The sequence below is a fragment of the Candidatus Abyssobacteria bacterium SURF_5 genome (genome assembly GCA_003598085.1).
Classification (GTDB): domain Bacteria; phylum Abyssobacteria; class SURF-5; order SURF-5; family SURF-5; genus SURF-5.
Window position 1 is genome coordinate 1 of sequence record QZKU01000067.1, and the last position, 14,682, is coordinate 14,682.

The window sequence follows — 14,682 nt, forward strand, 5'->3', positions numbered from 1 at the left end:
TTCAAGTATCCTCTTCAGACACTCGATATACAGGATTTAGTTCATGCTTTTCAATTATTTATGACTTTTTCTCACCCACAAATTCTCATGAGGACCCATTTTTTTATTAGCGAAAATCAGCGAAATCCGAGGATAATCAGTTCACGTTCTTTAATCTTTCGTTGTGTCCACGGTCGGCACTACCGACATTCCCACCCTCAGCACGTGCGGGTTCGGGTAGTCCTCCAGCACGATCTTCACCGGCACTCGCTGGACCACCTTTACGAAATTCCCCGTCGCGTTCTCGGGCGGAAACAGCGAAAAGACCGCGCCGGTACCGGCCATGATGCTCTCGACTCGCCCTTTGATTTTGACACCCGGATAAGTATCGACCTCGATTTCGACCGGCTGGCCCACCTTGATTCGCTCGAGCTGAGTTTCCTTGTAATTCGCAACGATCCAGATGTCGTCGAGCGGGACAACCGACATCAGCGGCTGGCCCGGCTGGATGCGGTTGCCGACCTCGGCCGACTTGCGCGTGATATAGCCTTCAGACGGCGATCGGATTTCGGTATACTGCAGGTTCAGGCGAGCCTCATCCAGCTCCGCCTGCCGCTTCAGCACGAGCGGGTGCATTCCCTCGACCGAGCCGAGTGCGGCCCGCGCCCGCTGCAGCTCCTCCTGCGCGGCCCTGACGGCCGCCTCCGAGACTCTTTTGCTGGTTGTCGCTTTATCGTGCGCCTCTTTCGATGCGATCCCGCTTCTGGCCAGCTCCTCAGCCCGCCGCAAATCGACCTCAGCCTGGTTCAGCGTCGCCCTCGCGTGGGCAAGCCGCGCCTCGGCCACCTGCACGGCGGCCTGCATCTGCGCGACCTCGTTCCTCGCAAGCTCGAGAGCGGCCTCCGAGTCGCGAACGGCGGCCTCAAAAGTGGCAGGATCGAGCCGTACCAGCAACTGATCCTTCACCACCGATTCATTGTCGGTCACCAGAACTTCCGAAATCGTGCCGGGTACCCGCGAGCTGATCGAGTGGATGTGTCCGTGGACGTAAGCGTCGTCGGTCCGCACGTAGATCTGGGCCCTCCGCCAAAAGAAGAACGCGACAGCGACCGCGCATACGACAAGCACGAGCAGGGTGGTAACCGCTATTTTCCTTCGGCTCGGCGGCTGCGCCGGCTGGCCGGATTTTTTCTCCTCACTCTCCCGATTCATGATCTTTCCTCTAAAGTGCGATAGGGAAAGCCCCGGCTGCATTCCACAGCCGCCGGGCTTCCCCCCCTAAAAAAATCTTACCATGAAACCGGAGAAGCTTTCAACAGCGAAGGGGACTGACTCCCTTTACGGAATTCATGTCTTTTTGAATTCTGTCCCCGAAGCTAACCGAAAATACACCGCCGATTGAGCGAAGCGAAATCCCGCTCGCCCCGCGGGATCCCCGAAGCTAACAACCACCTGTTTCTCCACGGATTTTCTCGGATTAACTCGGATTACTTCAACCGCCGATGGACGCTGATAAACGCCGAAAATACACCGCCGGTTGAGCGAAGCAAAGGATCTCTCTTCCGCTGAGCGGAGAGCGAAGTCACGCGTCTCGCGTGATCATTCGTGCGCAGGTCGAAGGCAGAATCCGTTCTCCTGCCTTCTTGTAACCGCCGATGGACGCTGACGTGGCAGCGGGGCATGCTGTGACCGAAACAAGTGGCAAAACTTCCCATGCGTGACGGAAGAAAAGGAGACATGAACCTTATGTCGGATTTTCGTGTCCTCGCTTTTCCATACGAGGATTTAAATATTCTGTGAGCGTTGCGCTCAATGATCGATTGCCGCTTGGTGAAATAATTCTTGACTAAATTTCCCATTTAATAGTATATTGGCGATATTCAGACAGCTTAATCTATATTCGGGAGGAAGCCATGGCAGGTTATGACATTAAAGAAATCCCCCTTGCCAACTTGCTACTGGATGTTGAAAACCCACGCCATGATCTTGTCGAAAGCCAAAAAGGAGCAATTCAGGCTATGCTTGATGACCAGCAAGATAAGCTGCTTCATTTAGCAGAAGATATCATTGAAGCCGGTCCAAATCCTTCTGAGGCACTACTCGTTATTCCTCATCTAGGCAATGCTAATTTGTATGTTGTGCTGGAGGGAAATCGTCGTATAACAGCTTTGAAAATCTTGGAAACGCCTGCAATTCTGGATGGGGATACTCCCCGACAACTGCGAGAAAAATTTCGAAAGCTAAGCCTTTTATACAAACGAAACCCTGTGGATCGAATTCCATGTGCGATTATGCAGAATAGAAAAGCCGCGGATAGATGGATAAGGCTCAAACATACAGGCGAAAATCAGGGAAGAGGTGTTGTCGCATGGGGCGCAAAGGAAGTTGCTCGATTCAATGAAAGGCTTGGCAAAAAATCACCCGCTCTTCAGGTTGTTGATTTTGTCAAAGATAAAATTGAAGCAAAAAGCGATTTACGTAAAAGGATTGAAGAAGTCTCTGTCACCAACCTTATGCGCTTACTGAAGGATCCATACGTCAGGGAATTTCTTGGAATTGAGATTGCTGGAGGCGAAGTCAAATCCGATCTGCTGCCTGAAGAAACATTAAAAGGTCTGAAAAAGATTGTTATCGATTTAGCCGACAATCGAATTAACGTAAACGATATTAGATCAAAAACAGACAGGGTGGATTACATTGAGACGTTTCGAAAAGGAGATGTTCCCGATCGTTCAAAACAATCTGCGGCTCAGTGGGGCTTGGAATCCGCAAAAGAAAATGTTTTCGATGTGAAGAAGGAAACAACGGGAAAAAGAAGTAAACCCGTATATACAAAGCGAAAGACTCTAATACCATCAAGTTTTATAATAAAGATTGATCACCCTAGAATCAACAGCATATATAGAGAATTGAAGAAACTGGATTTAGATGTATATCCAAATGCCGGCGCAATAGCGTTCCGGGTCTTCTTTGAGTTGAGCATTGATCATCATATCGAGAAAAATAATCTTCCCATTCATGAAAATTCAACATTAAGTAAGAAGGCGGAGGCGGTGATGACCGATTTAAAGAAGAAGAAGCTTCTCCAAGAGAATCAACTGAAGCCCATTCATGTTGCTATCTCGAGTCCTCACTCGCTTCTCTCAATTGACACTATGCACGCATATGTCCATAATAAACATCTTCTTCCTAAGCCTAGAGAACTGAAGCAAGCTTGGGACGAAATGCAGGAATTCGTGGAGAATTTATGGGCATAAGATGATGAGATACTACACGCCGTTGCGATATCCTGGCGGAAAAGGAAAACTGGCCGATTTCATTAAGTTGATAATCCGGGGAAATGGACTGCTTGATAGACATTATGCAGAACCATACGCCGGCGGAGCAGCGGTGGCGTTAAGTTTACTTTTTGATGAATATGTCTCCGAAATACATATCAATGATATCGATGAAACACTACATGCTTTTTGGCATTCCGTGTTGTACGAAACACGGGATTTGTGCACCTTGATAAGTAAAACTCCAGTGACTCTCAAAGAATGGCATTGTCAAAAAAATGTTCAAGAGAATCCTAAAGGACATTCGAAATTGGAGATAGGTTTCTCGACATTCTTCCTCAATCGCACAAATCGCTCAGGAATAATTACGGGCGGTGTCATTGGAGGAAAAAAACAGGAAGGAAAATGGAAAATTGGAGCGCGATACAATAAGAGTCAGCTGATACATCGAGTACAAAAAATAGGAAAATACAAGGATAGAATTCACTTATACAATTTAGATGCTTTCATGTTTATTACATCTGTTCTTGAGCACCTTGACCAAAGGATGCTGGTTTATTTAGATCCTCCTTATCTAAAGAAGGGAAGAAGGCTTTATCGGAATAATTATCAATACAATGATCATGTAAAGATCTCTGACTTGATTCGAGCACGACTTAAACAAAACTGGGTAATCTCATACGATTATTCTTCCGAGATATCTGCGCTCTATCATGATTATAATCAACTTATATATCAAATCCCCTACAGCGCAGGGAAAAGGTACAGAGGTTCCGAGGTTGTCATATATTCAAAAACCTTGACGATTCCGGCCTGTATTGACCCGTTGGAGGTGAATAGGAAATCTCGCAACTCAAACGAGCTTGGGAAGATTCAAATTCAACTTCCGGTACCAAAGGTCGGAGGCCGTTGCCTCGATACCAAGGGGAGAAGCCGGGACTAAGGAGGGCTTTATCATATCCTTTGCTAATGCAGAACTTGGATCGCAGCTTCAAAAAAAAGTGATCCAGATTTCAAAGAAGTGAAAAGCAGCAAGCCGGATCTGAATTTAAGGGAGAAGCGTCCAACAGGGACAATGAAAACATAAAACGGGAGAGGAGGGATAACATGGCATGCACATTGAATAAACCGGCAGGCACAGGAGGATGCACGCTAAATAAACCAAGAGGTAAGGGGGGATGCACGCTGAATAAACCCAAGGGTGCAGGTGCACCTTAAACCAACCACATGGAGAAGGCTCGGGTTGCACATTGAACCAGCCACATAATAAAGGTGCGGGATGCACGCTGAACCAGCCCCTCGGCAAGGGTGCAGGATGCACCCTTAATCAGCCTCTGGGTAAAGGCGCAGGATGCACTCTCAATAAACCTCTTGGGAGAGGCGGATGTACCCTGAATCAACCGGCTGGGAAAGGCGCAGGATGCACCATAAACAAACCTAACGCGGCTTGTATGTTGAATCATCCTCGCGGGAAAGGTGGTTGCACATTAAATAAACCTGAAGGAAGATGACATCTAAGAACTTGTCAAATTCAGTTCATGAAGCCTTGTCTTGTGAGCTTTTGGTTACCACATTTTGCAACATGTCTTGTACTTACTGCCTCGCTCGGCACATGAATCCGGCCCATATGGATGAAGAACTCGGGAAAGCGGCTATTGACATGTTCATGTTTCTTAGTGAGGGTGCTAAGACGCTAGACATCACTTTTACGGGAGGAGAACCGCTCCTCAATCTCCCCCTAATCAGGAAGCTGTCTCATTATGCAAAGATAAAAGCCGAAAAAGCCGGGGCAGAGATAGGATTTGTATTAAAGACGAATGGAATTATTCTGGATCACCAAATCATGGACTTCTTAAAAAGTCTAAATTTCAAAGTTGTCATCAGTGTGGACGGTCTTCCTCAGACGCATGACATTTATCGGAAGGACCGCAATGGAGAAGCAACACAGAAAAAAGTTGTCTCTAATCTCAAGGACCTCATAGCGAAAGGCGCTTCGTATGTTGCTAGTATCACTGTGCATCCGAATTGCGCAAGCGCTCTCTTGACTAATGTTCTCTACCTGCACGAGTCGGGAATTAAACAAATCGACATAGGTCCGGTCTACGGTACTGCCGAATGGACTGAGGAGACAATCTCGGAATTGGTAACTTCTATCCTGAACATCGCTGCTTACACGTGGAAGGTGAACAAGAACAAAAGCATTCTTGAAATTGGACCGCTCTACAAAAATTCCGAGCACGTAGGGGGAGGGCTTTCTGATTCTTGGGGGTGTGGTGCGGGATTTACGAATCTTGCTTTTCTGCCGAATGGGCAAATTACAGGTTGTAGCGCATTAGCTTATCTTGCTCCAAATTTTCCTTGGCTTATTTTAGGACATCTTAATAATGGTCTCGATGATTCAGCACTCAAACATTTCCTCGTACATTCTTTGGACAATATTGAAAATCGACCTCGATGCGCAGGCTGCAAAACCGCCCCTAACTGTACTGGCGGATGTCTTGCGATTAATCTCTCGACAACTGAATCCGCGCTTTTACCGCCTTCTATATACTGTCGAATGATTTCAACAATCCCAACCGCATGGAATGTAGCTTGGGGAGGCAGGTTTGAAGAAGCTAAAAATGAAGTTCCCCCCGTTTTTTGGACAGGTAGGTAAGCTATAATATTGGAGCTTGAGAAGGTCCAGAGAACGGGAGAGAGTGCATGGCGAAGAAGCGGAGAAAGCACAGCGACGAGTTCAAAGCGAGAGTGGCGTTGGAAGCAGTTCGAGGGGTGAAGACGCTGAGCGAATTGAGCTCCACCTATGGCGTGCACCCGACGGTGATCGCGCAGTGGAAGCGGCAACTCCTTGATGGCGCAGCCGGAGTTTTCAGCCGGGCAAATGGCACGAACGGCAGAAGCGAAGAAGAGATCAGCGCGCCCTTGTACGAGGAGATCGGGCGCCTGAAAGTAGAATTGGACTGGCTCAAAAAAAAGCTCTAAGCGTTCCTCGCGAGGTCAAACGGACATGGATCAATCCATCGCACAAAAAGCTCTCTGTGGCCATGCAGGGCGCTCTGGTCGGCCTCTCTCGTTCCAGCTATTATCACGAGCCGCCGTCGGGAATCGAGAGCGAAGAGAATCTCGCGTTGATGCGAGTGATCGACGAGTTGTATCTCAAGCGGCCGTTCTACGGAGCGCCGCGGATGACTCACTGGCTCATGGAAATCGGGTACCGGGTCAACCACAAGCGCGTGGAGCGGCTGACGCGCTTGTGGGGGCTGTCCCGCCGTTGGAGGGATCCCTGGGCCACATACGAGTCGTCCACACCCGGAGCATCTGGTGTATCCATACCTGCTAGTGCTGTGGGACCTTGTGAAACCACCTGGTCTCCAAGCTTGTAACTAGCTTCAATGGCGCCTCATTCATATCGGCCCCGCGCACTCGCCAAAATACGTAGGAATTATTCGGTATCCTGTTCCAGATAGTGATTGGCATTGACCAGTTTTCCTGACGGATAAGCAAATGCAGATGTTCATATGTCGAATAATAGGTCGTGAAACCTGGTGAAAAACTAAAATCAACGGCGAAAACATTCTCAATGCCTCCATCCGGTGACCAAACAAAAACTGGAGGCGAAGATAAATCTACTTGATCTGAAGGAGATTCCAAATAGATTTCAGTCAGTCCGGGACAGTCAGGGTCGTCTCTGTCGGCAAAGCCATCACAGTCGTTATCAAGCCCGTCGACACACGCCTCCGGAACCGGCTGGCCTTCATCACAGGTATCTACCTGCTCGCCCCCCTGACAGCCAAGGTCGCCTGTCGAGGCGCATTCACCCACTCCGCAACTAGTTTGCTGGGCATACCATTCCTCATCGACGCCGTCGTCTGTTGTAAAGCCATCGCAGTCATTGTCCAGCTTGTCGCACAGTTCGGGTCCGGCGCCCTCAAAGGGGTCGCAGACCTGCGGCACGCCGTCTATGCAATTATCGATAGTATGCTCGCAAACACCTAAACCGCATGTTGTATATCCTAGATCATCCGCCTCGTCATTTAAGCCATCACAGTCGTTATCGAGGGTATCACAAACCTCTATCGATGGGACGCCTTCGGTACATGTATCTACCTGCACGCCCGCCTGACATTCAAAGTCACCTTCGGCCGCGCATTGGCCAACGCCACAGCTTGTCGGTTGATTATACCAGGGCTCGTCAATGCCATCGGCCGTTACCGCATTGCAGTCGTTATCGATGCCGTCGCAGATTTCAAGAGCAGTTGGAGTAACCGTGTCACAGGCATCTCCGACACCGTTAAAGTTGCAATCCTCTTGATAGGGATTATAGGTGTTGATGCAGTTGTCATCGCATCCTTCCACCATGCCTCCTGTGCACGGGTAATCACCTGTCACAGTGCTGCCGTCACCATCGTCTAATACACCGTCGTTGTCGGAATCCGTTGTCCCCAGAACCACCTCTATTATCACCGTCGAATAACAGGGAGCCCTGTCGTAAACCGGAACTCTCTCGTCAGGGTCGATTGCGATTTGGAAATTATGAGATCCAACAGATAGCGGATCAAACTCGCATGGAGGGAGCGCCGAAGCTTCTCCGGCCAGGAGTTGCGGAACAACTATCGTGCAGGACTGTCCATCGTCTGCCTCGATGACTACGTCAAAGTCATTGGCATCGGCATCACCATCTTCGTTTGAGATGGTTGCGGTAAGGGACGGATTATCATCATTCGTAAGTGGTGAAGGACTGACGACTACTGCTTTCGTACTTAGTTGAGCTTTGAGTGTAGATGGATCAACAGTTTCGAAGATGAAGGCATATGTCGCTCCCTCGGCCGCTTCAACAATTTGATACTGACCGGCGATACCGCTAAATTTCACATACGCCTCGAGAGTGTTTGTTGTCGGCAATCCCGGTAATGGCCAGCCATCATTGGTTTCTTCGTATCTATATGTATCACCAGGATTGAAGACCCTTGCTGGAACAAAAGTATGAGAAGCAAAATTCTTCGTGTAAATACTCCCCCACTGATCCACACATTCAGCTTGAACCTGAAACCTATCAACGGCCTTGGGCGAAGAGCCATAGTACTGAACCTCAAAAAAAGCTGTGTAGACACTACTTGTCACGTAGGGCGGGTCTTCAAGTAAGCCGATACCGCTTATGATTGTGAATTCCACCTCCGGATCTGGTTCTGGGGGTGGCGGTGGTTCCGGCGGATCCTCGGACAGGGTCTTTACCACGAGGAGATTGCTGCGAGCAACTTCCTCAAAAGTTGCTGTTAACGCAACAACTTGAATTCCATAGGAGGTGTCAGGTTCAAGCGGACCAAATGACCATGTGTCGGCTCCGTTTATCGGGCCCTGAGCCTGTCCATTTAGGTAAGTTTCATAAAACGGAGCCCAGGAAAGATCTTCCCATCTGATGTCAATATATGTTCTTCCGACATCTTCGGCAAAGACAGTGATTCTCGGCTCCTCCTCCGGAATGATTATTTTTGCCTCGTTTGACGACCCCAAGAAGGTCCCGTCATGGTCCACTGCCGCTATTTGATAACTCACCTCCGTCTCCGGTTTAACGCCATTATCATAGATGATAGAATCTGAAGTAGGGGTAAATGCAAAACCATTACGGATTAGACGGTAAAAAGGAGCGCCATAGGGATCCAGTTGGACAGATATCTTTGCCTGAAAGGGCGACACAGCTTCGGCGGAAATAATGAGATCTTCATAGCCGCCCAGCGCTATTTCAAAGCACGCCAGATTAAATACATTTACGTCGACACCGTCCCATATCATGTAGCCGCCTTCAAAATCTTGCTGGGTCGGGATCGAAACACCGTTGATAAAAAATTCTCTTGAAGTCGGGCAGCCTAATTTGACCCCGTCACCTACGTCCATATCTGGGCCGCCATTGTATCGGTATTTGTTCCAGAAACGTCCGTGAAGCGAAAACGCTTCCAGCGCACCTGGTTTATACATGATGCAACACTCTCCCAGATCGCCACCATCGAAGTTCTGTATCCAATAGTTCCACCACGTATGCGCCTGTTCCGGGTACCCCGCATCGCTATATACATTACCAAGAGACACAGCTCTGCCATGGTCGTTATATGCCTGGACAATGAAGGGGCTTACAGCGGGATCCCAACCCCGCTCCGTCTCTCCTGCGCATACTTCGTTTTCATACAGATACTCAGCGACGCCACCCGTTACAGGGTAGTAGAGTTTAAATTTATTTCGAAAGTCTTGTCTTTGGAACGTTTGGTATTGGTAAAGTGGGGTGATTGCAAACTCCTCGATAGAAAGAACCTTGAATATGGGATTTTCGGGATACCGTCCTCGCACGTGAGGGGTCACAGGTAACACCATGTCGAGACCAATGTCGCTTATATTGTAAATTACGTTTTGCCCGTTATAATGACTTCCCCAGCCGGGCTCATTATAGTCTCCGTAAGGATCATTTACTATGATCCGATTTGGCGCGTCAGTACCCACAATTACGAAATAGTGACAGATTGCACCGGGATCGTCACATTCCAGACCAATTTTCATGTGTCCTACTAGGGGCCGGCCTTCATTCAACTCTTGCTCAATTTCAGCCATTAGATTTGTATAGGTCCATGAATCAGGAACATCAAAGCTGTGATTACTCAGATAGCTCGCAATTTTCGTGGGATCGGTTCCCCAATACCCGCCGCCAGCATCAACAATAATGTAATTATGAGCCCCGGCAGATTCATTTCCATCACAATCGTACGCCCAACGTGCGGTATAATCTTGTCCGGAGAAGTCCTTGAATCCATCATAGCCGTTATAGATATACCACCCCTTGTAATCGCTGAGATTATCAGGCAATAAGCCATAGTAATTCGCTAGCATCACGGAGCACGTAGGACCACATGCATTACAGCCGTAAAATACCCTCCGTTCCATATCCAATACCTGATGAATGTATGGAACATCCAGCGACACGCACTGTTGAGCTTGAGCGGTGTTGACTGAAAGTATTGAGAAGAGGATAATAGCTGCCAAACTGCGTGCCATTCGCATTTTGTGCCTCCGATTTCCTGCCCCGCACACGTAGTTTTCAATTTTGCGGAAGCTCAATGAGCAAGAAAGCTTCTTATCAAGATACACTTAAATTAAAGCCTATAACATATACAACACTTTGAATGTACATGTCAAGAAATTTATTTTGAATGTCCTTTGCAGATGGTAACTCCTCTAGCACGCCAGATAGAAATGCTCTCCCGGGAGGGGGGGTTTGCCGGTTGCGCCGTCGACTCGTTTCGGCGTAATGCGCGGATTGAGGCCAATGTTTTCACTACGGATTTTCACGGATATTCAGGGATTGGAGAGGCAGGCCGCAGGCTGTAGTCGAGGCGCCATGGCCATAGTAGGAGGAAGAAAGACACCTATTCATTGCAGTGCGTCTAGAACACCTGCGCGTACTTTGCACGCGAGCTCGACGGTTTTGCGGGCTTCGTCAGGCGTCGCATCCGGACGATCTCCCGGATACCGCAACTCAACTCCATAGGGCGTGAGCACGATTACATCACGTGATGAAGCAGCAAGGTTCGCATTGCAAGTCTCGGCAAGATCCAACAGTTCTTTCGTGTGTTTTTGGGAATGCTACCTGATGTGATGTCAAGAAGGCCTTCAAATATTTTTCGGCGGCTTGTTGACTGTGAAAAGCAATAGAGTTGGCGAAAGCGGCGCCCTCCGCCATCAAATGTTCAGCCAAGTCCGTGTCGGAATCAGCCTTGCGAAGCCATTCAGCGATAAGCTTACGCTTGATGTCCTCAGGCGGCCTCATAGATCACTTTCCCGTATCTGTTGGCTGGATAGGCGATGCCGCCGATGACATCTTTGCTTTCCTCAAACCACTGTTTGGAGATGAGAATAATATCAAAAGGATGCCCCATGCCTCTGAGCGAGCGACGAATCTGAACGTAGTATTGTTGCCTGTCCGTCAGGTACTGGTTTTTGCCCCTTTTGAAGATCTCGTATTCCAATTTGTTTCTCAAGCACCCAGCTTTGCACTTGTTCCTCAAAAGTCCCCTACAACGTCCAATCGGGACCGACATCGGCTCGATCAAAATTGTCAGCAAAAACCACCACGGACGCCACCTGGGAAGCTATGCGAAAGAATTTAACCCGACAGGATAATGTTTGTCAAGCGAAAAATGTTCCATCCCCATTTCCGCGAACACTCAAAGCGCGCGTGACAAGCCAGCGCGAATTCTATGTTACTCGCCATTCCTTCTTTGGCTTTGGTATTGTCGAAGAGGGGCGCGAATCGAACAGACGGCAGGGGACGGATCGAAGAAGGAATCTGGATTTACTTGAATCATTTCTTTCTCTTAAAAACCTCCAGCAATTTCTCAACCACGTTTGACGCGTGCGCCACATGAAGCGCCTTATGTACGGTTTCCTGGACAGAAGGCTCCTGCAGCAGCGCCTGCAAAATGTGGCGCGCATCTGGCGCCGGAGCTCCGTCCTGTTCGGACAATGAGCGCGCCAGCGCCATGACCCTCTGGGCCGAACGCTTGAACCGAACATTCTTTGGTATCTCTGCCTTCTCCTTGTGCTCAATGCAGCACCGAAGGTTCTCGGCGAAATCTATCGCGTCCACCTTGGTCTCCTGAAGCCAGCACGAGAATGTCTCCCGCTCGTTCGATGCGATCGACATAAGCAAATGCATTGGATCAACCATGTCGATGCCCGAGGCTGCGGCCTCCCTTTCCGCCGCATCGAGAATTCGGCTCAGACAAACATTGGCGTCCGCATCCTTTCTTGTAGTTCCATCCATCTGCAAGGTTCCGACGATTGCCATGACATCCGCAAAATCTTGAACTCGATCTTCGGGCTTTTTTTCCAGGCACTGCATGAGCATCTTTGAAAAGCCCTCCGGCAAATCCTTTCGTAATTCCGCCGGAGCAACGGGAACTGCTGTCTTGATCTTTTGGGCCAGCTCATTCCAGTTGCTGCCGACGAACGGCGGAGTCGCGCACGAAAGATGATACATCAGCGCCCCGAATGAATAGATGTCGGTCCGCTTGTCAACTTCGTGAGGACAATCAAATTGTTCAGGCGATACGTAGGGAAACGTGCCGAGCATGTCGCAGGTTCCGGTGAGGACCGTGCTGTCGACAGCGCGCGCTATCCCGAAATCCGAAATCTTGATTGTGCCGTTTCGGTCAAGCATCACGTTCGCCGGCGTCAGGTCTCGATGAACGATGCCGCGAATTCCGTCCGGCGTCATGCAGTTATGGACATACACGAGGCCGGTGGCAATCTCTTCCGCAATCTGCAGGAGCCGTTCGACCGGCAACAATGCCCTCTTCTTTATGAAGTCGAAAAGAGAGCCGCCCTCGACCCATTCCATGAAGAGGAAGGGACGCCCCTCGATCTCTTTCACCGAGTAAGCCCGTACAATGTTCGGATGACTGCCGATGGCGACCCATATCTTCATTTCGCGCCGGAAACGGGCTACCATCGCGGCATCCTTCAGAAACTCGTCGCGCACGGTCTTGGCCGCCCGCCTCTCGCCGGTTTCAATATGCTCCAGCAGATACACGTATGCCATCCCGCCGCCGAGAAGATTAGTTATTCGATACCGCTCATCAAGAATCTGTCCGATCTGTTTTGCCATACTTCATATCTCTTGTTCCTTGGTACCCATTCGTTTGAGGCGGTTTCTATCTCTCATTTTTTTTGTTCCAAAGCATGTTGGTGCGCTCTCGCCCCCTGCGCCGTAATCCATTTGCTGCTTCGCGTCTTGAAATCTTGCCGCCTGGCTTCATCAAGCCTTGCCTCCGCTCAAACTCTCGCATAAAGTTGCAATTCAGTATAGACGAAATACGCTCATATGTGCAAAGACCTTGACAACCAATTTACCCGCTGTTAGTATCATTCATAGCTTATTGGTTAAAAACTGGCACAAATGTTATATGGACTTGATTTCCTCTCTCGAAACGAAGATTCTCCAGAATCCGAATGAACCTTCCCTTTACTACAGCCTCGGGAAGGCCTTTCTCGCCCAAAGAGACTTGAAGCTGGCGGCGGCATCCTTCAAGAAAGCGGCCTCCCTCGCGCCCAAAGAGGTCAGGTATCACCTGCGGCTCGGTCAGGTATGTGTGAAAATGCGGCAGCCCGAGTCGGCAATCCGCGAATATAATGCGGTCCTCGCCGTCGACCCCGACAACATCAGCGCGCACATGCACTTGGGCCTCATCTTCGAGTTCTTCTGCTTCTGGCCTTCTGGAATGACAAAGGAAATTTTCCGCGCTGTCAAGAGTTCTTTTGACTTTTCCTTCGCTGCCGGTTTAGAATATCTGGCAACGGCGACCCTCAGAAGCGATTCAATCGAAGCAGAACTTCCTGCGCAACTAAATCAATTCAATATCTTCGCAGATGAAACGTCATCAGACACGGCGCAATTTCTTGCAGACACTGCCTCTTTTCCCTGCCGGAATGTGGGCGGCCGCACAGAGCGGCGCTTCCGAACAATCGGCGGCGAAACCGTCATGGAACGCAAAAGTCATCGTTGCTCAGCGGCCATCGCTCCTGAACCCTGACAAAACACCCGCTGGCGACAAGATCAAAAAAATTCTGGACGAAGCTGTTGTCGCTTTATCCGGAAAATCGGACGCCTCCTCCGCATGGAAAAGCTTTTTTTCTTCAGGCGATGTGGTCGGCATCAAGGTGAACTGCCTCGCCGGACGCGACCTGTCGAGCCATCCCGAACTCGTTGCGGCCATTGTTGAGGGAGTGGCGTCGGCCGGAATCCCGAAAGAAAAAATCATTGTCTGGGATCGGACCGAGCACGACCTGCTATCGGCGGGGTTCTCACTAAAAGGCCTCGACGGCGCGCGGGTTTTAGCAACCGATTCGCGCGGCGCCGGCTACGAGTCCGATATCGAATTCTCCGGCGAGATCGGCTCCTGTTTCAGCAGGATCATCTCGCGCATCTGCACGGCAATCGTTAATGTGCCCGTCCTGAAGGACCACGATCTGGCCGGCGTCTCGCTCGGCATGAAGAACTTCTACGGCGCAATCCACAATCCGAACAAGTATCACGACAACAACTGCAATCCGTTCGTGGCGGACCTGTGCGCGCACCCGTACATCAAAAACAAGCTGCGGCTGGTCGTGTGCGACGGCCTGATCGCGCAGTATCATGGCGGCCCGGCTCCGCGCCCGCAATGGGCATGGCCCGCAGCCACGCTGCTTGTGGCTGACGATCCCGTCGCCGCGGACAAAATCGGTTGGGACATCATCGAGCAAAAGCGAAAAGAAAAAGGGATGAAACCGCTGAAGGAAAGCGGCCGCGAACCGAAGTACATCGAAACGGCGGAAGAGCGGGGATTGGGAACCGCCGATCCAGGAAAGATCTCAAAACTTTCTGTCTCTTAGGCCTGAAACAGGG

The 14,682-nt window shown here is 49.8% G+C and carries 13 protein-coding genes; 7 read left to right on the plus strand and 6 right to left on the minus strand.

Features of this window, described 5'->3' with window-relative positions:
- Positions 1-150: 150 nt before the first annotated feature.
- Positions 151-1,233 (minus strand): HlyD family secretion protein, encoded by a 1,083-nt coding sequence (locus C4520_09535; GenBank protein RJP21522.1) that lies wholly within the window; start codon positions 1,231-1,233, stop codon positions 151-153.
- 233 nt (positions 1,234-1,466) lie between these two features.
- The gene (locus C4520_09540) at positions 1,467-1,838 is read right to left on the minus strand and encodes a hypothetical protein (GenBank protein ID RJP21523.1); all 372 of its coding nucleotides are present in this window, start codon (positions 1,836-1,838) and stop codon (positions 1,467-1,469) included.
- 54 nt (positions 1,839-1,892) lie between these two features.
- On the opposite strand from C4520_09540, the gene C4520_09545 reads away from it, so the two are divergent.
- The 5 genes from C4520_09545 (at position 1,893) to C4520_09565 (ending at position 6,640) form a co-directional block, all read left to right on the plus strand.
- On the plus strand, positions 1,893-3,236 hold the full coding sequence (locus C4520_09545; protein RJP21524.1) for a hypothetical protein: 1,344 nt from the start codon (positions 1,893-1,895) through the stop codon (positions 3,234-3,236).
- A gap of 4 nt (positions 3,237-3,240) precedes the next feature.
- On the plus strand, positions 3,241-4,200 hold the full coding sequence (locus C4520_09550) for a DNA adenine methylase (GenBank protein RJP21566.1): 960 nt from the start codon (positions 3,241-3,243) through the stop codon (positions 4,198-4,200).
- Between the two features lie 564 nt (positions 4,201-4,764).
- Entirely contained in the window at positions 4,765-5,913 is a 1,149-nt protein-coding gene (locus tag C4520_09555; protein ID RJP21525.1) for a radical SAM protein, read from the plus strand.
- A 47-nt stretch (positions 5,914-5,960) separates the two neighbouring features.
- Entirely contained in the window at positions 5,961-6,239 is a 279-nt protein-coding gene (locus C4520_09560; GenBank protein ID RJP21526.1) for a transposase, read from the plus strand.
- A gap of 62 nt (positions 6,240-6,301) precedes the next feature.
- Positions 6,302-6,640: a transposase gene (locus C4520_09565; GenBank protein ID RJP21527.1), complete on the plus strand. Its 339-nt coding sequence runs from the start codon at positions 6,302-6,304 to the stop codon at positions 6,638-6,640.
- On the opposite strand, the gene C4520_09570 is transcribed toward C4520_09565, so the two are convergent.
- From C4520_09570 to C4520_09585, 4 genes are all read right to left on the minus strand, one after another.
- Entirely contained in the window at positions 6,594-10,301 is a 3,708-nt protein-coding gene (locus tag C4520_09570; protein ID RJP21528.1) for a hypothetical protein, read from the minus strand. The two genes, C4520_09565 and C4520_09570, sit on opposite strands and share 47 nt — an antisense overlap.
- A 505-nt stretch (positions 10,302-10,806) precedes the next feature.
- Positions 10,807-11,067, minus strand: coding sequence for a HEPN domain-containing protein (locus tag C4520_09575; protein RJP21529.1), 261 nt, complete (start codon positions 11,065-11,067; stop codon positions 10,807-10,809).
- Positions 11,054-11,278 (minus strand): hypothetical protein, encoded by a 225-nt coding sequence (locus tag C4520_09580; protein RJP21530.1) that lies wholly within the window; start codon positions 11,276-11,278, stop codon positions 11,054-11,056. Before C4520_09580 ends, C4520_09575 begins: the two co-directional genes overlap by 14 nt.
- Positions 11,279-11,601: 323 nt before the next feature.
- Positions 11,602-12,906: a serine/threonine protein kinase gene (locus C4520_09585; GenBank protein RJP21531.1), complete on the minus strand. Its 1,305-nt coding sequence runs from the start codon at positions 12,904-12,906 to the stop codon at positions 11,602-11,604.
- 298 nt (positions 12,907-13,204) lie between these two features.
- On the opposite strand from C4520_09585, the gene C4520_09590 reads away from it, so the two are divergent.
- Both C4520_09590 and C4520_09595 read left to right on the plus strand, forming a co-directional pair.
- Positions 13,205-13,831: a tetratricopeptide repeat protein gene (locus tag C4520_09590; protein RJP21532.1), complete on the plus strand. Its 627-nt coding sequence runs from the start codon at positions 13,205-13,207 to the stop codon at positions 13,829-13,831.
- The gene (locus tag C4520_09595; GenBank protein ID RJP21533.1) at positions 13,668-14,669 is read left to right on the plus strand and encodes a DUF362 domain-containing protein; all 1,002 of its coding nucleotides are present in this window, start codon (positions 13,668-13,670) and stop codon (positions 14,667-14,669) included. Before C4520_09590 ends, C4520_09595 begins: the two co-directional genes overlap by 164 nt.
- Positions 14,670-14,682: the final 13 nt, after the last annotated feature.

What these genes read in the sequence shown, in the direction of transcription:
- C4520_09535 (RJP21522.1), bottom strand. Translation starts at nt 1,233, where the DNA reads ATGCAGCCGGGGCTTTCCCTATCGCACTTTAGAGGAAAGATCATGAAT.
- C4520_09540 (RJP21523.1), bottom strand. Translation starts at nt 1,838, where the DNA reads ATGGGAAATTTAGTCAAGAATTATTTCACCAAGCGGCAATCGATCATT.
- C4520_09545 (RJP21524.1), top strand. Translation starts at nt 1,893, where the DNA reads ATGGCAGGTTATGACATTAAAGAAATCCCCCTTGCCAACTTGCTACTG.
- C4520_09550 (RJP21566.1), top strand. Translation starts at nt 3,241, where the DNA reads ATGAGATACTACACGCCGTTGCGATATCCTGGCGGAAAAGGAAAACTG.
- C4520_09555 (RJP21525.1), top strand. Translation starts at nt 4,765, where the DNA reads ATGACATCTAAGAACTTGTCAAATTCAGTTCATGAAGCCTTGTCTTGT.
- C4520_09560 (RJP21526.1), top strand. Translation starts at nt 5,961, where the DNA reads ATGGCGAAGAAGCGGAGAAAGCACAGCGACGAGTTCAAAGCGAGAGTG.
- C4520_09565 (RJP21527.1), top strand. Translation starts at nt 6,302, where the DNA reads ATGCAGGGCGCTCTGGTCGGCCTCTCTCGTTCCAGCTATTATCACGAG.
- C4520_09570 (RJP21528.1), bottom strand. Translation starts at nt 10,301, where the DNA reads ATGCGAATGGCACGCAGTTTGGCAGCTATTATCCTCTTCTCAATACTT.
- C4520_09575 (RJP21529.1), bottom strand. Translation starts at nt 11,067, where the DNA reads ATGAGGCCGCCTGAGGACATCAAGCGTAAGCTTATCGCTGAATGGCTT.
- C4520_09585 (RJP21531.1), bottom strand. Translation starts at nt 12,906, where the DNA reads ATGGCAAAACAGATCGGACAGATTCTTGATGAGCGGTATCGAATAACT.
- C4520_09590 (RJP21532.1), top strand. Translation starts at nt 13,205, where the DNA reads ATGGACTTGATTTCCTCTCTCGAAACGAAGATTCTCCAGAATCCGAAT.
- C4520_09595 (RJP21533.1), top strand. Translation starts at nt 13,668, where the DNA reads ATGAAACGTCATCAGACACGGCGCAATTTCTTGCAGACACTGCCTCTT.